Source organism: Mycolicibacterium boenickei, assembly GCF_010731295.1.
Taxonomy (GTDB): domain Bacteria; phylum Actinomycetota; class Actinomycetes; order Mycobacteriales; family Mycobacteriaceae; genus Mycobacterium; species Mycobacterium boenickei.
The window spans coordinates 718,181-735,767 of the sequence record NZ_AP022579.1; the positions used below are offsets into that span (position 1 = coordinate 718,181).

At 67.9% G+C, this 17,587-nt stretch carries 20 protein-coding genes; 14 read left to right on the top strand and 6 right to left on the bottom strand.

Annotated features, from left to right (window positions below):
• The first annotated feature begins 93 nt into the window (after positions 1-93).
• The 4 genes from G6N57_RS03240 to G6N57_RS03255 all read left to right on the top strand — a co-directional run bounded on the left by G6N57_RS03240 (position 94) and on the right by G6N57_RS03255 (position 4,065).
• Positions 94-1,248, top strand: coding sequence for a phage major capsid protein (locus tag G6N57_RS03240; RefSeq protein WP_077738654.1), 1,155 nt, complete (start codon positions 94-96; stop codon positions 1,246-1,248).
• 89 nt (positions 1,249-1,337) lie between these two features.
• Entirely contained in the window at positions 1,338-3,557 is a 2,220-nt protein-coding gene (locus G6N57_RS03245; RefSeq protein ID WP_077738653.1) for a hypothetical protein, read from the top strand.
• A gap of 53 nt (positions 3,558-3,610) precedes the next feature.
• Positions 3,611-3,781 (top strand): hypothetical protein, encoded by a 171-nt coding sequence (locus G6N57_RS03250; protein WP_162563900.1) that lies wholly within the window; start codon positions 3,611-3,613, stop codon positions 3,779-3,781.
• Between the two features lie 8 nt (positions 3,782-3,789).
• The gene (locus G6N57_RS03255; RefSeq protein ID WP_163646586.1) at positions 3,790-4,065 is read left to right on the top strand and encodes a hypothetical protein; all 276 of its coding nucleotides are present in this window, start codon (positions 3,790-3,792) and stop codon (positions 4,063-4,065) included.
• Positions 4,066-4,242: 177 nt separating this feature from the next.
• Here the strand turns inward: G6N57_RS03255 and G6N57_RS03260 are convergent, their stop codons facing one another.
• Entirely contained in the window at positions 4,243-4,497 is a 255-nt protein-coding gene (locus G6N57_RS03260; protein ID WP_077738652.1) for a hypothetical protein, read from the bottom strand.
• Between the two features lie 71 nt (positions 4,498-4,568).
• Positions 4,569-5,699: a serine/threonine-protein kinase gene (locus G6N57_RS03265; protein ID WP_077738651.1), complete on the bottom strand. Its 1,131-nt coding sequence runs from the start codon at positions 5,697-5,699 to the stop codon at positions 4,569-4,571.
• Positions 5,700-5,766: 67 nt separating this feature from the next.
• Here G6N57_RS03265 and G6N57_RS03270 point away from each other — a divergent pair, with 67 nt between their 5' ends.
• A complete protein-coding gene (locus G6N57_RS03270) occupies positions 5,767-6,264 on the top strand; it encodes an SRPBCC family protein (RefSeq protein ID WP_077738650.1) in 498 nt (165 codons plus the stop codon).
• 67 nt (positions 6,265-6,331) lie between these two features.
• Positions 6,332-7,165 carry an acyl-CoA thioesterase gene (locus G6N57_RS03275; RefSeq protein WP_077738649.1) on the top strand — a complete coding sequence of 278 codons (834 nt, stop codon included), beginning with the start codon at positions 6,332-6,334 and terminating at the stop codon, positions 7,163-7,165.
• A gap of 6 nt (positions 7,166-7,171) precedes the next feature.
• Here G6N57_RS03275 and G6N57_RS31620 read toward each other — a convergent pair whose 3' ends face one another.
• From G6N57_RS31620 to G6N57_RS03285, 3 genes are read right to left on the bottom strand one after another with little or no spacing between them, the layout of a single operon-like run.
• The gene (locus tag G6N57_RS31620) at positions 7,172-7,318 is read right to left on the bottom strand and encodes a hypothetical protein (protein ID WP_097926123.1); all 147 of its coding nucleotides are present in this window, start codon (positions 7,316-7,318) and stop codon (positions 7,172-7,174) included.
• Between the two features lie 42 nt (positions 7,319-7,360).
• Positions 7,361-7,825: a GatB/YqeY domain-containing protein gene (locus G6N57_RS03280; protein ID WP_077738648.1), complete on the bottom strand. Its 465-nt coding sequence runs from the start codon at positions 7,823-7,825 to the stop codon at positions 7,361-7,363.
• A 20-nt stretch (positions 7,826-7,845) separates the two neighbouring features.
• Positions 7,846-8,517 (bottom strand): SIMPL domain-containing protein, encoded by a 672-nt coding sequence (locus tag G6N57_RS03285; RefSeq protein ID WP_077741632.1) that lies wholly within the window; start codon positions 8,515-8,517, stop codon positions 7,846-7,848.
• A gap of 50 nt (positions 8,518-8,567) precedes the next feature.
• Between G6N57_RS03285 and G6N57_RS03290 the strand changes: the two genes are divergently transcribed.
• The 5 genes from G6N57_RS03290 to G6N57_RS03310 are packed head-to-tail and all read left to right on the top strand — an operon-like array spanning position 8,568 to position 13,515.
• Complete coding sequence (locus tag G6N57_RS03290) at positions 8,568-9,539, top strand: DUF7847 domain-containing protein (RefSeq protein ID WP_077741631.1); 972 nt, start codon at positions 8,568-8,570, stop codon at positions 9,537-9,539.
• A gap of 1 nt (position 9,540) precedes the next feature.
• On the top strand, positions 9,541-10,128 hold the full coding sequence (locus tag G6N57_RS03295) for a DUF4129 domain-containing protein (protein ID WP_077738647.1): 588 nt from the start codon (positions 9,541-9,543) through the stop codon (positions 10,126-10,128).
• Complete coding sequence (locus tag G6N57_RS03300) at positions 10,125-11,237, top strand: DUF4350 domain-containing protein (RefSeq protein WP_097926124.1); 1,113 nt, start codon at positions 10,125-10,127, stop codon at positions 11,235-11,237. Before G6N57_RS03295 ends, G6N57_RS03300 begins: the two co-directional genes overlap by 4 nt.
• Positions 11,234-12,193, top strand: a complete 960-nt coding sequence (locus tag G6N57_RS03305) for an AAA family ATPase (RefSeq protein WP_036442675.1) — start codon at positions 11,234-11,236, stop codon at positions 12,191-12,193. The genes G6N57_RS03300 and G6N57_RS03305 overlap by 4 nt, the downstream gene beginning before the upstream one ends.
• Positions 12,193-13,515 (top strand): DUF58 domain-containing protein, encoded by a 1,323-nt coding sequence (locus G6N57_RS03310; protein ID WP_097926125.1) that lies wholly within the window; start codon positions 12,193-12,195, stop codon positions 13,513-13,515. Before G6N57_RS03305 ends, G6N57_RS03310 begins: the two co-directional genes overlap by 1 nt.
• Here the strand turns inward: G6N57_RS03310 and G6N57_RS03315 are convergent.
• A complete protein-coding gene (locus G6N57_RS03315) occupies positions 13,512-14,504 on the bottom strand; it encodes a stage II sporulation protein M (protein WP_077738646.1) in 993 nt (330 codons plus the stop codon). The two genes, G6N57_RS03310 and G6N57_RS03315, sit on opposite strands and share 4 nt — an antisense overlap.
• 32 nt (positions 14,505-14,536) lie before the next feature.
• On the opposite strand from G6N57_RS03315, the gene G6N57_RS03320 reads away from it, so the two are divergent.
• The 3 genes from G6N57_RS03320 to lfrA are packed head-to-tail and all read left to right on the top strand — an operon-like array spanning position 14,537 to position 17,557.
• The gene (locus G6N57_RS03320) at positions 14,537-15,367 is read left to right on the top strand and encodes an RDD family protein (RefSeq protein WP_077738645.1); all 831 of its coding nucleotides are present in this window, start codon (positions 14,537-14,539) and stop codon (positions 15,365-15,367) included.
• 52 nt (positions 15,368-15,419) lie between these two features.
• Positions 15,420-15,995, top strand: coding sequence for a TetR/AcrR family transcriptional regulator (locus tag G6N57_RS03325; RefSeq protein WP_077738644.1), 576 nt, complete (start codon positions 15,420-15,422; stop codon positions 15,993-15,995).
• Positions 15,996-16,027: 32 nt separating this feature from the next.
• Positions 16,028-17,557, top strand: a complete 1,530-nt coding sequence (gene lfrA, locus G6N57_RS03330) for an efflux MFS transporter LfrA (protein ID WP_097926126.1) — start codon at positions 16,028-16,030, stop codon at positions 17,555-17,557.
• The last annotated feature ends 30 nt before the right edge of the window (positions 17,558-17,587 follow it).

A 17,587-nucleotide genomic window follows, 5' to 3' on the forward strand; every position in this document is an offset into this window, starting at 1 on the left:
TGCTGACCACGCCGAATCCGTCCGTCTCCCAAGCGAATCCACCCTTACTGTTGCGTGCTTGCGCGCTCGGATTGCGCTTAGGAGGCGCCCGAAATGGACGTACGTGAACGACGGAACCTGCTGGTCAAAGAAGCTCGGACGATCGCCGAGAAGGCTCGGGCTGAGGGCCGAGACATGCTCACCGCCGACGAGCAGCGGGAGATTGAAACCCGCATTACCGAGGTCAAATCGCTGAACGGGATCCTGGCCGATGAGGCGCGGTCGAAGAGCATCCTTGGCCAGCTCGACGCGATGGCCTCCGGCGGCCCCTCGCCGCAGCCCGGTGGCGGCGGTGAGTTGGCGCCGGTTCTGGGTGCTCTGGAGCCCGGCAAGATGTTGAGCTTCGGCGCGAAAATGGCCGAGGTTGCGGCGGCCAAGGTCATGCCGGCTGGTCAGAAGGCCCTCGCCACGTCGGGGAACATCCTGGTCGGCCAGGAGTTTTCGCCGTCACCGATCACGATGGAGAAGCCGGCCAACACACTGCTGGCTGCGTTGCCGGTGCGACAGCACTCGACCCCGAGCTGGAAGTACTTGCGGCAGAGCGCCAGAACGAATAACGCCGACGTGGTAGCCGATGGGGCCACGAAACCGACGTCGGTCTACTCCGTTGTCGAAGTCGAGAACTCTCTGGTTATCATCGCGCACTTGAGCGAAGGCGTGCCCCGATACTGGTTTTTCGACAACACCTCGATGCAGCAGTTTCTGAGCAACGAGCTGGCGTACGGCATCGGTCTGAAGGTCGAGGCGAAGGCGCTGGCGGACATCAACGCCACCGTAGGTATCCAGACTCAGGCCTACTCGAGCAGTGTGCTTGAAACGCTGCGCAAGTCGGTGACCAAGCTTGAAGTGTTGGGCTATGTGCCGGCGTGGTTCTTGATTCACCCGACCGACTGGGAAGCGTTGGAGCTCACGCTGTTGACTCAGGAAGCCCTCGACTATCGATCGCTGCCGTTCGACCCGGTCGCGCGCCGGCTGTTTGGCGTCCCCGTGATTGTCAGCACTGCGCAGGCCGTTGGTGTCTCTCACACCGTCGCGAAGGGCGTCGTCGAGCTCGATACCGACACCGCGGGTGTTCTGCTGCAGTGGAGCGAGACCAGCAACGCCGACGACTTTGCGAAGAACCTCGTGCGCGCTCGTATGGAGGGAAGGTTCGCAACCACCGTCTACTCGCCGCTGGGTGTCGTCAAGGGTGACCTGACCGCCGCATAGACCGGACCGCGGCGGGCGGCGGCGGGGCATCTCCTCCCCGACAGCACCCGACGCCCGCCGCGGTCCCAAGCAGGGGAAGCGAGAACAACGTGACGACTATCGGCACCGCGGTTCTGCAGATCATCCCGTCGCTTCGCGGCGTGACTGAGGCAATCGAGAGCCAGATCGACGGCAAGGCTATTGAGATCCAGGTCAAGCCGAAGGTTGATCAGCGCGCGACCGAGGCCGCGGCCAAGGAGACCCGGGAGACCGTCGAGAAGCAGACGACTGAGGTCAAGGTTCAGCCGAAGGTCGACAAGCGGGCCGCCGAGCAGGCAGGCAAGGACCTCGGCGACGAGATCACCAAGACGGTCGAGAAGTCCAGCCCCGGCAAGGATCTGGCGAAGGTTCTCGTCGATGGCATCGCCGACGGCGTGAAGGATGAGCTGCGCGGCGGTCCGCTCGTCGATGAGTTCGTCGACGGCCTGGCTGACGGTGTGAAGCAGGGCATCGATCAGGGCGGCGTCAGCAAGACGATTCTCAGCACCATCAGCGACGGCCTCAAGTCGGGCAACGTCGGCGGGACGATCAAGGATGCAATCCTGCCGACGATTACCGGCATTGGGCCGGCGATCCGGGGCAGCGTGGGTGAGTGGTCGAGCGGTATCGCGAATGCGTTGCGCTCCGGTGAAATTTTCGGTGCCACAGCCGATGTCAAGAAGGCCATCCTGGCGACCACCACAGACGCCATTGGGGAAATTACGGGCCTGAAGGGTGCTCTTAATAGCGTCGATGTTGGGCCGGTTCAAAATGGCCTCAAGAACATTTCGGATGTGCTGTCCGGGTTCGACAAGAACGGCGATAGCGGACTTGAACGCGCACTGGGCAAGGTCGGCGGCCACGCCGGGAATCTGGCGGGCATGGTGGGCAACGCCCAAGCGCTGATCAACTTGTTGAATGACCCGAAAACCGAAGAGGCACTGAACAAGATCCCTGGGATGGGGGTTGCTAAGGACGTCATTGCCAACAAGCCAGCTGAGGCTGGTGCGGGTGTGAGGCAGTGGGTCATTGACAACTTGGGTATCACGCCGCCCGATGTGTCGAAGTGGGAAGGATTCAGGAAAAAGGAGGAGCGGGTCTATTCGGGCGGTGAAGGGACATTCGGCGACGGCGGCTACACCGGTAACTTCCCGGTCGACAAGATCGCGGGTGTGGTGCACGGCGGCGAGTTTGTCATCCGCAAGTCGGCCACCGACGCCCTGCAGTCGAAGGCGCCCGGCCTCCTGGACGCGCTGAACGGATACAAAGATGGGGGCCTGGTCGGACCCGACGTGTCGGTGGCCAAAGCCCTCGCCGGCATCCCGTACAGCCAGGGCAACCGCACAGACTGCTCGGGCATGGTGTCGCGCGTCATCCTGCAATCCCTCGGCAAGAGTGGCGGCCTGATGACCACGAAGACCGCCGACAAGTGGCTGTCCGCACTGGGTTTCCGCTCGGGCACCGGTGGACCCGGAGCGATCACCGTGGGCTGGTACGACCGCGGCCCCAATCCCAACGACGGCCACATGGCAATGACACTGTCGGACGGCACGCACGCCGAGGCGGGTGGACGCAACCGTGTGTTCACGCTCGGTGCAGGAGCACGTGGCGGCGAAGACTCCTCGTTCGACCGTCACATGTTCTTGAACCTCCTCGTAGGCAAGGGCTCAGCCTCCGGTGACGGGCAGATCACGGGGGAAGGACCGGCGACGGGCGGAATACCGGCTGCCAGTACTACCGATGCGGTGACGGCCGCCGTGAACTCTGGAGGGTCGGGCAGTGGCGGTGTCAGTCTGGCGTCGTCGATATCCGGACTGGCGGGCATGGGTGGTGATGCCATATCTGCCGGGCATACCTCAAGTGAGGGGCATCGAGACCCCTTGGCGCCGAAGTACTTCCCCAAGGCTGTGAGCGCCGCAGTCAGTGGCCAGGTGTCCTCGGCGCTCGGCGTGTTCGGTGTCAATGATTCTCCCGGCTGGCTGAAGGGCATATCTGATTTCGTCGGCGGGATCTCGGTGTCGGACAAGAACGGCAAGAAGGTGTTCGACGGCGGCAACATCGGCGGCACGTTCGGCGACGCGGGTTCGCTGTTCGGTGGCGCTGCGCCGGCCGCGCCGCCCGCTCCCGCTCCGGCTGCACTGCCGAGTGGCGCCATGCACGGCGCTCAGGCCGGCCAGAAGCCCGGGCCGACAGTGAACTACAACATTCGCACCGCGCTGACCGAGGACGCGTTCATCGAGGCGCGGAAACAGGAACAGATCAGGATTGCATCGAAGGTGGATAGGTACTGATGGCAGGGCGTTTTTCATTCCCGCCACCACCCTGAGCAAGTAAGCTCCGCGCCATGAAGTACGCAGTTCTCATCGGTGTCGCCCCCGCAGTCCTGGCGTTCCTCGCGGGATTCTTCGGGCTGACGGTGTCGCTAAGCTGGCTGGCCTGCATTGCTTGGTTCGCGCTGTCGGTGGCGGTCGGCGCCGGCGTCGTGGCGCTCAAGAGCAAGAGAGCGCGCGAGTAGGGAGCTCCGTGGACGTGTTCGCGTGCCAGCACTGCGGCGCCGCGGCCGAGGCCTCCGGCCCGCTCGCGATCGTCCGGCACCAGCTCGGCTGTCCCACGTTGCTGGCCCAGTGCCGGGCCCGGTGGGCCGACAAACCGGCTGCGCTCCCCGAGACGCCGCGACAGGTGCCGTTCGCCAAGTGGGCCGACTTCAGACCGCAGACTGCGGAAGGCATGCCGCGTCCGCAGTTCGTCCGCAGTAGCTCAAGCAGTGACCGTAAAGAATCAACGCGATCAACGGTCTGAGCTGCTCATATTCATCAACTCAAACGCGACCAACTCCAGCAAACGCCCAGGTCGTCGAGTTCGGGACGAAGAGGTCGTGGGTTCGAATCCCGCCACCCCGACAATGTGAGTAAGGCCCAGATCAGAGAAATCCGGTCTGGGCCTTTCCCGTGCCGGTCGACAACTGGTCCGGCTTGCCTAGCCCGGCAGCCCTTGTTCTTCCAGAGGTAGCGGGGCAGGTCCCTTGATACCCGGAGTGGCCATGGGGACCTCGGGCGCCTGCGCCGGGTTGGACGGCGTGATGGTTACTCCGGTCTGCATCGGAGACAACGGCTCGGACCCGAGAAGCGAAACGGGATTACTCTGCTGCCCTCCGACGGCCCCGAGCACACCCAATGCAACCGCAGCGCATCCGCCGACCGCGGCCGAGAACTTGATGCCGAAATTACTCATATCGAACCACTCCATTGAAAACATAGAACTTCTATGCAATAGAAAACGTTGTGGCTCCGGCATCTATTCCCTCAGTCGTGCGGATGCCCTTTCTTACCGTGGCCCTTGCCATTTCCATGGCCGTTGCCGATCCCGGGGCCCTGATCCCACTCGTCCTCGGGCACGGTCGGGGTGAAGGTCGGCACGCTGGTGGCGGCCGGCACGGTCGGCTCGACCGACGTGGTCACCGGCGTGACCGGCGCGTGCTGCGGCGGCGGGTCGGAGATCAACAGGATGGCGGCGAGGACGATGCCGGCCAACAGGCCTGCGGTCAGCAGGGTCATCTGGACGCGGGAACGCCGCGGCGGAGGCGACGGGGGCAGCATCAGCGTCGCCGGTGGCGTGGGCCGCACCTGGGGCACCGGTGCCGGCTGCAGCGCCGCCCGCATCTCGGCGGCACTGGCGAAGCGGTATGCCGGATCCCGCGACATCGCGCGTTCCAGCACGTGGATCAGCGCCGGATCGACGTCGGGACGCAGCACCCCGATCGGGGTCAGCGGCTCTTCGAGCACCGCTCGCATGGTGGCCACCGGGTTGTCCCGCTCGAACGGAAGCCGCCTGGTCAACGCCTCGTAGCCGAGGACGCCGAGCGCGTACAGATCATCCGACGGCGCCGCCGGCTTCCCGGTAATCCGTTGCGGGCTCAGGTAATTGGCGGTACCGAAGACCATCCCGACGCGGGTGTGGGCGGCCCCGTCGGTCTTGGCGATGCCGAAGTCAGCGAGCTTGGCGGCCCCGGACCTGGTGATCAGGACGTTGCCGGGCTTGATGTCGCGATGGAGGATGCCCGCGTCGTGCGCGGCGGTCAACGCTCCGAGCAGGTCGCTCAGCACCCAGCGCACGCGGTCGGCAGACAGCGGTCCGGCCGCGATCTCCTCGGCCAGGGTGGGGCCGGGCAGCCGTTCCATGACGATGTACGGCGTCCCGTGGTCTTCACCGCTGTCGTGGATCGCGACGATGTTCGGGTGGTTCAGCGCCGCGGCGGCGCGCGCCTCGTTCTCGAAGCGCCGACGCGTCACTTCATCGGCGGCGAGCGCCGGGTAGAGCAGTTTGACCGCGACCGGACGCGACAGCCTGGTGTCCCAGCCATCGTGCACCTCGGCCATGCCGCCGCGGCCGAGCACGCCGCGTAGCTCGTAGCGGCCGCCGAGCGCCGCCGTCATAGTTCCCCTCTCCGGAGTGAGCCTCTAGCCAGTATCCCGCAGTGCCGTTCTGCGGCATGCTGACACCATGCCCCGGTTCGCACTGGAATCCGCCGACGCCGATTTCTTCACGACGGCCCCGCACATCTTCGCCTATCACAAGCGTTTCGCCGCACCGCCCGAAAAGGTGTGGGAATCATTGGTGTCCGATGAGTCCCTGGCCGCGTGGGGTCCATCAGTCACCAAGGTGAACTGGTTGACGCCGAGGCCCTTCGGCGTCGGCAGCTCGCGCGAGGTGACCCTGGCGCCCGGGGTGGTGCGTGTGCACGAGACCTTCTTCCGCTGGGAGGAAGGCCGGCGTTACTCGTTCACGGTGGACCACGCGAACATTCCGTCGCTGCGCCGGTTCGCCGAGGACTACCTTGTCGAGCCCGCGGGCGACGGGCAGACCCAGTTCACCTGGATCGTGGCGATCGAGCCGAAGCCGCTGTTCGCGATCCCGTTCAAAGGCGTCGCGCTGGTGCTCAAGGCGGCGTTCGGGCGGCTGGCCGCCGATGGCCAGCGGTATTTCGCCAAGCAGGCCTGATCGCCGGGCAGGCGACGTTGGTCACTTTGCCTAGTTAGCCAACCAAACAGTCGGTAGGGTCCGATCGATGACCGCAGTCGAGGATGCCTGCACCAGGCAAGACGGCGCCGCCGCGCCGAGCTGGATCGCCCAGCTGTTGCAGTTCGACCGTGACGGCGACGACTTCCGCATTCGCGAACCGCGCCGAGGCGCGACCGAGCGGCTGTTCGGCGGCCTGATCGCGGCACAATCGCTGGCGGTGGCCGGGGCCACCGTGGACGGCAAGCTGCCGCAGTCGCTGCACGCCTACTTCGTCCGCGGCGGCAGCTACAACGCCGACGTCGAGTTCCACGTCGACCGCACCCGCGACGGACGCGCATTCGCCACCCGGCACGTCACCGCCAGCCAGGACGGGAAGATCATCCTGGAGATGATGGCCTCGTTCCATCAGCCCGAGCCGGGCCTGGACTGGTCGCCCGACGCACCGCCGATGCTGGAGTTCGACGCGGCCGCCCCCAAGCGCGACGTCATGGATTTCGGCGACAAGTTCGACCTGCGGACCATGCCCTCGGACAACTCCGAGTTCGCGATCTCGCCGTTCTGGATCCGCACGCAGGACGAGATCGAGGACGATCCGCTGATCCGGGCCTGCACCCTGACTTTTCTGTCCGACCTCGGACCGGTCCCCTCGGCGCTTCCGCCGTCGGTCCCGCTGCGGTCCGACCTCGGTTTCGCCGCCAGCCTCGACCACTCGATCTGGTTTCACCGGCCGTTCGTACCCCGGGTCTGGCACCGCTACGAACTGGAGTCCGCCAACCACAACGATTCCCGCGGGCTGGCTCGCGGCTCGCTCTACGACGTTGCGGGCACGCTGATCGCCAGCGTCAGCCAGGAAGCGCTCTGGCGGATCCCGACGGACTGAGCGGGTCTAGTCGGGCGGTTCGTGGCTCGAGCTCTCGGTGGTGTCGACATCCGGGGTGTCCTCCGGCACCTTCTTGGCCCGGGCACCCTTGTCCGGCTTGTCACCGCTGTGTTCGCGGTGCTCTTCGTCGTAGATCCCCTTACCCGTTGGCATCTGACTGAGATACCCGTTGGTTCGGGTTTCAACCGGACTGACCTACAGCCGCGCCTTGACGGCCGCCGAAAGCCGCGCACCGTCGGCCTTGCCCGCGGCAATGGCCGTGGCGGCCTTCATCACCTGGCCCATCTGACGCATGCCCGGGCGCTCCCCGAGCTGCTCGGCGACCTGCGCGATGGCGGTGTCGGCGACGTCGGCGAGTTCGGCGTCGGTCAGCGGGGTGGGCAGGTACTCGTCGATGACGCGGGCTTCGGCGTGTTCGTTGGCCGCCAGTTCGCCCCGGCCGTTCTGGGTATAGATCTCGGCCGCCTCGCCGCGCTTCTTCGATTCGCGAGCCAGCACCGCGATCACCTCGGCGTCGGACAGCTCCCGGGACTGCTTACCCGAGACCTCCTCGCTCTGGATCGCGGCCAGCATCATTCGCAGGGTCGCGGTGCGCAGCTTGTCCTGCGACTTCATCGCGCTGGTCAGATCCGCGCGCAGCTTGTCCTTGAGCTCGGCCATAGCGTCAACCTACGCTGCGATTACTCCTCGCCCGCCACGAATTTCGCATCGACCGACATCGACACCTCGATATCGGCGGGAACCAACTCCAGCTCAGGCGCGCCGCCGCCCGCGGGCATGGCCATCGCGCGCATCATCCGCGGGGGCGAATCCTCGGGTGCGCGACTCAACATGCCGGCATCGCCGATCGCCACGGGCCGGACCTGCCCGAGGCCCAGTGCGTCCGAGTATCGCTGGGCGCGGGCCACCGCGTCCCGCACGGCGGCGGTGTGTACCTCGGCGACCAGCTCGTCGCGATGCGCCGCGGTCAGCGCCCATTCGATCCGGGACAGCGCGAAACTGCCGGTCTCCGCGACGTGGCCGCCGATCCACCGCGACAGCGCGGTGAAATCGCTGAACCTGACCTCGATGTCGACGCTGGCGTGGTGCACCAGCGGCAGCTGCTTGCCCTCGTTGTTCCATGGCCGGTTGGCCCAGGTGCGCACCTGACCGGTGGACCACCGGGTGACCGGGCCGCCGTCGGGGTCGTGCAGCGGGGTGACCGTGGACTTGACCGCGTCCAGGTCACGGACCACCCGCTCGTACACCGGCTCGATGGCCGGGCCTTCGTAACCGAGGGTGGCATGGACCGTCGCACGCTCGGGCGGCCGGTAGGCGGAGAACGATCCACGCACGATGATCTCGGTCGGCATGTCCTCACCGTAGTTGCTGTCCGGCAAGCCGGGAGGACAGGATGGAACGCATGACGAGCGGCCGGCCACATTTCGGGAGCGTCATCCCGCTACGTCCGTTGAGCCTGACCGACATCTTCAACGGCGCGGTCGCCTACATCCGCACCAACCCCAAGGCCACCTTGGGCCTGGCGACCGTGGTGGTGCTCGCCTCGCAGATCGTCTCGCTCGCACTGCAAGTCGGGCCGCTGTCCGCGCTGGGCGAATTCGACTCCACGCTGCAGGGCGAGGCGCCGTCGTCGGGGACCATCGTGGTGTTCGCTGCGGGTGCGTTCACCGGGATCGTGGTGACGACGCTGGCCTCACTGCTGCTCAGCGGCATGCTCACGGTGGTGATCGGCCGCTCGGTGTTCGGCGGCCGCATCACCGTCGGTGAGGCCTGGCAGCGGCTGCGCGGCCGGCTGCCCGCGCTGATCGGGCTGACCGCGCTGCAGGCCCTGGCGTTGATCGTCGTCGCAGGCGGCGTCACCATCGTGATCGTCGGGGCGGGTTCGGTGGGCGGCGGGGTGGCCGCATTCCTGGCCGGCGTGCTGCTGGTGCCGCTCGCGCTTCTGGGCGTGCTCTACGTGTCGACGGTGCTGTTGTTCGCTCCCGCGGTGATCGTGTTGGAGCATCTCGGCATCGTGGAGGCGATCAAACGCTCATTCACGTTGGTGAACAAGGATTTCTGGCGAGTGTTCGGCATCTGGGTGCTGTCCACGATCGTGGCCGGGGTGATCGGCTGGGGCGTGGGCGCGCCGTTCAACGTGGCCGGGCAGATCATGACGATGGTCGCCGACGGTCCCACGTTGCCGGCCCTGATCCTGACCGCCGTCGGCGCGGCGATCGGGCAGATCGTCACCGCGCCGTTCAGCGCGGGCGTGGTGGTGCTGCTGTACGCCGATCGCCGGTTCCGGGCCGAGGCGTTCGACCTGATGCTGCAGACGGGTGCGGGTGCACCGGTCGAGACCGCCGACCAACTATGGCTGCGCCGGTACATCTGAGGTGACGAACATCGACATCGACCGTGACGCGGCGCATGACGCCGCGCAGAACGAGCTGTCCAAGCCGATCTACCCGCGGGCATCCCCGACCGAACAGATCGGCGAGTGGCTCAAGGACCTGCTGTACCGGATCACCGCCGCGGGTTCCACGATCCCCGGTGGCTGGTTCACCATCTCGGTGCTGGTGATCCTCGTGGTGGTGGCGGTTGTGGTGGCGGTGCGCATCGCACGGCGCACGATGCGCACCGCCCGCACCGCGGAACATGCCTTGTTCGGCAGTCAGGAGCTCAGCGCTGCCCAGCACCGCGCGATCGCCGAACAATGTGCCGCACAAGGTGACTGGTCGGCCGCGATCCGGCACCGGGTCCGCGCCCTGGCCCGCCACCTCGAGGAAACCGGGGTACTCGATGCGGTCCCGGGCCGTACCGCCACCGAACTCGCGCGCGACGCGGCGGCGGCACTGCCCGCCCTGTCGTCCGAACTGTTCAGCGCGGCAACCGCATTCAACGACGTCACCTACGGTGAGCGACCGGGTACCGAATCCGCGTATCGGGCGATCGCGGCCCTCGACGAAGTCGTCCCCGCATGAGGGGCCGCCTTCGCACGGCCCGCTGGGTACTGCTGGCCTTCGCCGTCATCGTCGCGGTCGCGGTGCTGACAGTGCTTCTGACCGCACCGCGCCCGGGCGGGGCGATGGATCCCGAGTCCACCTCGCCGGAAGGGACACACGCGTTGGTCAGCCTGTTGCGCGACCACGGTGTCGAGGTGATCACCGCCACCAACGTCGACGAGGTGCAGCGCGCCGCCCGGCCCGGCACTCTGCTGGTGGTGGCCCAGACGATGTTCCTGGCGAGCGAGAAAACCGTTGACGCGTTGAGCGATCTGCCCGGCGACGTGCTGCTCGTGGCCCCCATCGGGCTCACCCGGGAGAAGCTGGCCCCGCAGGTCCGGCCCGGCAAGCCGACCGAGTTCGGCGGCGGTGAGCCGGAATGCGAACTGCCCGAGGCGAACCGGGCCGGCCAAGCGCAGCTGGGCACCACCGACACCTTTGCCGCCGCAGGCGATACCCCGGTGAGCCTCTGCTACGGCGGCGCGCTGGCCCGCTACCACGATGGGCCGCGCACCGTGACCGTGGTCGGCACTGGCGACTTCATGACGAACTCGGGCCTGCTCAAAGCGGGCAACGCCGCATTGGCGATGAATCTGGCCGGCGCCGCGCCGCGGGTGATCTGGTATGCACCACAGCATTTCGAGGCCAGCTCGGCCGGCGACGGCAAGCTGTCGGATCTGATGCCGCCGCAGGTCCGGTGGATCGTGCTGCAGCTGTGCCTGGTGGTGGCGCTGGTGGCGGTGGCGCAGGCGCGGCGTCTCGGCCCATTGGTGGCCGAATCGTTGCCGGTCGTGGTCCGCGCCTCGGAGACCGTCGAGGGGCGCGGACGGTTGTACCGCTCCCGGCGGGCACGTGGCCGCGCCGCCGATGCGTTGCGCACCGCGACGCTGGGCCGGCTGCTGCCGAGGCTCGGCTTGAACACCGCGGCCCCGCCGCATGCCGTCGCGGCCGCCGTCGCCGCGCGCTCCGGCGGCGATGCCAACTCGGCCGGATACCTCCTGTTCGGCCCGCCGCCGGCCACCGATGCCGAACTCGTCCATCTCGCACACCAACTCGACGACATCGAAAGGCAGGTCGCACACTCGTGACTCAGCCCACCTCCGAGAATGCCCGTGAAGCCCTGCTGGCCCTGCGCAACGAGATCGCCAAGGTGGTGGTCGGTCAGGATGCGGTGATCAGCGGCCTGGTGGTGGCGTTGCTGTGCCGCGGGCACGTGCTACTCGAGGGGGTGCCCGGGGTGGCCAAGACCCTGCTGGTGCGCACGTTGGCCGCGGCCCTTCAGCTGGAGTTCAAGCGGGTGCAGTTCACCCCGGACCTGATGCCCGGCGACGTCACGGGCTCCCTGGTGTACGACGCACGGACCGCCGAGTTCGAATTCCGCTCCGGCCCGGTGTTCACCAACCTGCTGCTGGCCGACGAGATCAACCGGACACCGCCGAAAACCCAAGCGGCACTTCTGGAAGCCATGGAGGAGCGCCAAGTCAGCGTCGACGGCTCGCCCCGCCCGCTGCCCGATCCGTTCATCGTGGCGGCCACCCAGAATCCGATCGAGTACGAGGGCACCTACCAGCTGCCCGAGGCCCAGCTGGACCGGTTCCTGTTGAAGCTCACGGTGCCGCTGCCACCGCGGGATCAGGAGATCGCGATCCTGGGCCGGCACGCTCACGGTTTCGATCCGCGTGACCTGTCGGCGGTCCGGCCGGTGGCCGGCGCGGCTGAGCTGGCGGCGGGCCGCGACGCGGTGCGCCAGGTGCTGGCCGGCGACGAGGTGCTGGGCTACATCGTCGACATCGTCGGGGCCACCAGGCATTCCCCGTCGCTGCAGCTCGGAGTGTCACCGCGAGGGGCGACGGCACTGCTGGGTACGTCGCGGTCGTGGGCGTGGCTCTCCGGGCGCAACTACGTCACCCCCGACGATGTCAAGGCGATGGCGCGGTCCACCCTGCGCCACCGGGTGGCACTGCGGCCGGAGGCCGAGCTGGAGGGCGCCACCGCCGACGGGGTGCTGGACGGCATCCTGGCCGCCGTTCCGGTGCCGCGCTGATGGTTCTCACCGGCCGCGCAGGTCTGGTGGCACTGGTCTGCGTGCTGCCGATCGCGTTGGCCCCGTGGCCGGCAACGGCTTTCGCGGTGCTGGCGGCGCTGCTGGCCGTGGCTGTGGCCGTCGACGTCGTGCTGGCCGGCCGGATCCGGGGGCTGCAGTTGGCCCGTGGCGGCGAGTCGACCGCGCGCCTGGGTCAGCCGGCCGATGCCGTGCTCGACGTGCACAACACCGGACGCCGCCCGGTGCGCGGCGCGATTCGCGACGCCTGGCCGCCCAGCGCGTCGGCGCAGCCCCGCGCGCATCAGGTGAATATCGGTGCGGGACAGCAGGTTTCCCTCGCCACCCGGTTGCACCCGGCCCGCCGGGGCGACCAGCGCAGCGAGCTGGTGACGGTGCGCTCGCTCGGCCCGCTGGGACTGGCCGGCCGGCAACGGTCGCAGCGACTGCCCGGCCAGGTCCGCATCCTGCCGCCGTTTCTGTCCCGCAAGCACCTGCCGTCCAGGCTGGCCAGGCTCCGACAACTGGACGGCGCAATCCCGGTGTTGATCCGCGGCCAGGGCACCGAATTCGATTCGCTGCGTGAATATGTCGTCGGCGACGATGTCCGCTCGATCGACTGGCGGGCCACCGCGCGCCGCGCCGACGTCGTGGTACGCACCTGGCGCCCGGAACGCGACCGACGTGTGGTGATCGTGCTCGACACCGGACGCACGTCGGCGGGCCGGGTCGGGGTGGACCCCACCGCTCTGGATCCCGGCGGGTGGCCGCGACTGGACTGGTCGATGGATGCGGCGCTGCTTCTGGCGGCCCTGGCCTCGCGAGCCGGGGACCATGTCGATTTCCTGGCCATCGATCGAGTCGCCCGTGCCGGAGTGTGGGGCGCCTCCCGCACCGAACTGCTGGCCTCGCTGGTGGCGGCGATGGCACCGTTGCAGCCGGCGTTGGTGGAATCCGATGCCACCGCGATGGTTTCGGCGGTGCTTCGCAGGGTGCGGGGCCGGGCATTGGTGGTGCTGCTGACCGATCTGAATGCCTCGGCGCTCGACGAGGGATTGATGACGGTGCTGCCGCAACTGTCGGCACGCCATCAGGTACTGCTGGCGGCGGTCTCCGATCCACGGGTCGACCAGTTGGCAGCCGGCCGCTCCGACGCCGCGCAGGTGTATGACGCCGCGGCCGCCGAGCGGGCCCGCAACGACCGCCGGGCCATCGCGTCGCGGCTGCGCGGACACGGTGTCGATGTGGTCGATGCCCGTCCCGAAGACCTGGCACCGGCCCTGGCCGACCACTATCTGTCGATGAAGGCGGCCGGCAAGCTCTAACCCGTCGGCACCACGTCGGGGGCGTCCTCCAAATCGCCGCTCTCGCCCGCCCGGACGGCCTTGCGCCCGAAGTGGAAGACGTAACCAAGAAAGGCCAGTTCGGCGACGACGCCGATGCCGATCCGCATCCAGGTGGGCAGCGGCGACGGTGTCACCAGCGCCTCGATCAGACCCGACACCAGCAGCACGACGGCCAGCCCGATCGCTGCCGCGACCACGGCCCGGCCTTGTTCGGCCAGCACCTGCCCGCGCGGCCGGTCACCGGGGGCGATCACTGTCCAACCGAGCCGCATCCCGACGGCCGCGGCCAGGAACACGGCGGTCAGCTCGAGCAGTCCGTGCGGGGTGATCAGGCCGAGGAAGAGGTCCCCCTTGCCCGCGCTGAACATGAGCGCGGCGTTCACGCCGAGATTCGCCGCGTTCTGGAACAACACGTACGGGATGGGCAGCCCGAGCAGGATCGCGAAGGCGATGCACTGCGCGGCCACCCAGGAGTTGTTGATCCAGACCTGCAGCGCGAACGAGCCGGCCGGGTGCTCGCTGTAGTACGACTCGAAGTCGTGGTTGACCAATTCCTCGATCTCGCTGGGGGTTCCGATGGCCGAGAGCACCGCGGGGTTGCCCGATATCCACAGCGCCATCGCCACCGCGACGATGAAGAACGCCACCGCCGATCCCAGCCACCAGCGCCACGAGCGGTAGGCCACCACCGGGAAGGACACCGTCCAGAACCGCACGAATTCCCGCCACAGCGGGGCGTGCGCACCCGTCACCGCGGCCCGTGCCCTGGCCACCAGTCCCGACAACCGCCCGACCAGTACCGAATCCTGCGAGGACGATCGCACCATCGACAGATGGGTGGAGACCCGTTGATAGAGGTCGACCAGCTCGTCGACCTCTGCACCGGTCAACCGCCTGCGGCGTTTCACCAACTGTTCCAACCGGTCCCAGGTGGGGCGATGGGCCACAACGAACGCATCGACATCCACCTGGCAAAGCGTAGTCGGTAGCGTGTCTCGGTATGGTTTGGCAGCCCGCGCCGGTGGTGACCGGGGACGCCGTCGTCCTCGACGTGGCAATCGCCCAGTTGCCGGTGCGCACCCTGGCCGCGCTGATCGACATCGTGGTGATCGCCGTCGGGTACGTGGTGGGGTTGCTGTTGTGGTCGATCACCCTGACCCAGTTCGACGACGCGTTGTCGGCCGCGATCCTGATCATCTTCACGGTGCTGACCCTGGTGGGTTATCCGGTGCTGATGGAGACCGCGACCAGGGGCCGGTCGCTGGGCAAGATGGCGTTGGGGCTGCGGGTGGTGGCCGAGGACGGCGGCCCGGAGCGCTTTCGTCAGGCCCTGTTCCGCGGACTGGCCGGGTTCGTCGAGATCTGGATGCTGACGGGCGGGCCGGCGGTGCTCTGCAGCCTGGTGTCGGCCAAGGGCAAGCGGCTCGGCGACATCTTCGCGGGCACCGTGGTGATCAGCGAGCGCGGACCCAAGCTGAATCCGCCCCCGGTGATGCCGCCGGCGCTGGCGTGGTGGGCCGGCTCGCTGGAACTGTCGGGCCTGGGTCCCGAGCAGGCCGAGTTGGCCAGGCAGTTCCTGTCGCGCTCGGCGCAGCTCGATCCGCGGATACGCCACGAGATGGGCAGCCGGATCTTCGCTGAGGTCGCCTCACGCATCTCGCCCCCGCCGCCTCCGGGCGCGCCGGCCGAGTATGTGCTGGCCGCGGTGCTGGCAGAACGGCATCGTCGTGCGCTGGCCCGGCTGATGCCGCAGGCTCCGGCGGCCTACCCGCCGCCCTATCCGAGCTATCCGCCACCGCCTCCGACCAGCGGCTTCACTCCACCCAGCTAGGGTGTGGGACATCACTGTCTCATTTTGGCCCGATCGTGCTACATTTTGATCCATGACCAATTCGGTATCGACGCACAGCGGGCCGCGTGAGCGCACCCGCAAGGCGATTCTCGATGCCGCGATGACGGTCCTGGCCGACAATCCGACGGCGTCGCTCTCCGATATCGCTGCCACTGCCGACGTCGGCCGCAGCACCGTGCACCGGTACTACCCGGAGCGTTCCGATCTTCTGCGCGCCCTGGCCCGGCATGTCCACGAACTCACCATTGCCGCGATCGACCGCGCCGATCCGATGCACGGTCCCGTCGACGCGGCTCTGCGCCGGGTGGTGGAAAGCCAACTCGATCTGGGGCCGATCGTGCTGTTCGTCTACAGCGAACCGACGATCCTGGCCGATCCCGAGTTGGCGGCCTACCTCGACTCCGGTGACGACGCGATCGTCGAGGTGCTCAACCGAGCGTCAGTCGACAGGCCCGAATACCCCCCAGGGTGGGCCCGGCGGGTGTTCTGGGCCCTGCTTGACGCCGGCTATGAAGCCGCCAAGCAGGACGGCACCCCCCGCCACCAAATCGTCGACGCCATCATGACCAGCCTGACCGCGGGCACCATCAAACTCCCGCGCGGCTGACCACAACTTTTCAAGTCCTTGGAGCAAAACCCATGTCCACCTGCCTCGACGGCAGTCCGGCTGTGACGCCGACCCCGAAACGTGCCTGGATCGCGCTTGCGGTCCTGATGCTGCCGGTCCTGCTGATCGCGATCGACAACACCGTGCTGGCCTTCGCGCTGCCTGCGATCGCCGAAGATTTCCGCCCCGCGGCGTCCACCCAGCTGTGGATCGTCGACGTCTACTCCCTCGTGCTGGCCGCGCTGCTGGTCGCCATGGGCGGGCTCGGCGACCGCTTCGGCCGGCGCCGCCTGCTGCTGATCGGTGCCACGGGCTTTGCCCTCGTGTCGGCCGCCGCGGCCTTCGCGCCCAGCGCGGCCTACCTGGTCGCCGCCCGCGCTGCCCTCGGCGTCTTCGGCGCGATGCTGATGCCGTCGACGCTGTCGCTGATCCGCAACATCTTCACCGAGGCGTCGTCGCGCCGGCTCGCGATCGCCATCTGGGCCTCGTGCTTCACGGCGGGCTCCACGCTGGGCCCGATCGTCGGCGGCGCGCTGCTGCAGCATTTCCATTGGGGCTCAGTGTTCCTCGTGGCGGTGCCGATCCTGCTGCCGCTGCTGGTGCTGGGGCCCCGGCTGGTCCCGGAGTCGCGTGACCCGAATCCGGGCCCGCTGGATCTGACGAGCGTGGCGCTGTCGTTCACCGCGATGCTGCCGTTCGTGTGGGCCATCAAGAGCGCGGCCCACGACGGCTTCTCGGGCAGCGTGGTGGCGGCGTTCGCGATCGGCATCGTCTCCGGCGTGCTGTTCGTGCGCAGGCAGAACCGCAGTGCCACACCGATGCTCGACATGGGCCTGTTCTCCTACGCGCCGTTCAGCGCGTCGATCCTGGCGAACTTCCTGTCGATCGTCGGCCTGATCGGGTTCATCTTCTTCATCTCGCAGCACCTGCAGCTGGTACTCGGCCTGTCGCCGCTGGCGGCCGGTCTGGTGACACTGCCGGGCGCCGTGGTGTCGATGATCGCCGGTCTGGCGGTGGTCAAGGCCGCCAAGCGGTTCGCGCCGGACAAGCTGATGATCTTCGGTCTGGTGTTCGTCGCGGCCGGCTTCGCCTTGATCCTGGCCTTCCGCCACGACCTGTCGGTGGCCGCGGTGATCGCGTCGTTCGTGGTGCTGGAGCTGGGTGTCGGCGTCTCACAGACGGTGTCCAACGACACCATCGTGGCGTCGGTACCCGCGGCGAAAGCCGGTGCAGCGTCCGCTGTCTCGGAGACGGCGTACGAGCTGGGCGCGGTGGTGGGCACCGCGACACTCGGAACGATCTTCACCGCGTTCTACCGCAACAACATCCAGATTCCGGCCGGGCTGACCCCCGCGCAGGCCGCCGATGCCGGTGAGAGCATCGGCGGTGCCACCTCGGTGGCCGCGGATCTGCCTGCCGAAATCGGTCAGCGCCTGATGGATTCGGCCCGCACGGCGTTCGACTCCGGCATCGCGCCGACAGCCGTCATCGCGGCGGCTCTGGCGCTGACGGCGGCCGCGATCGTGGCGGCAGCGTTCCGTAGGCAGGCTCAGCGGAGTTGACGCCCAGTGGCCAGTTACGACACGTGATCC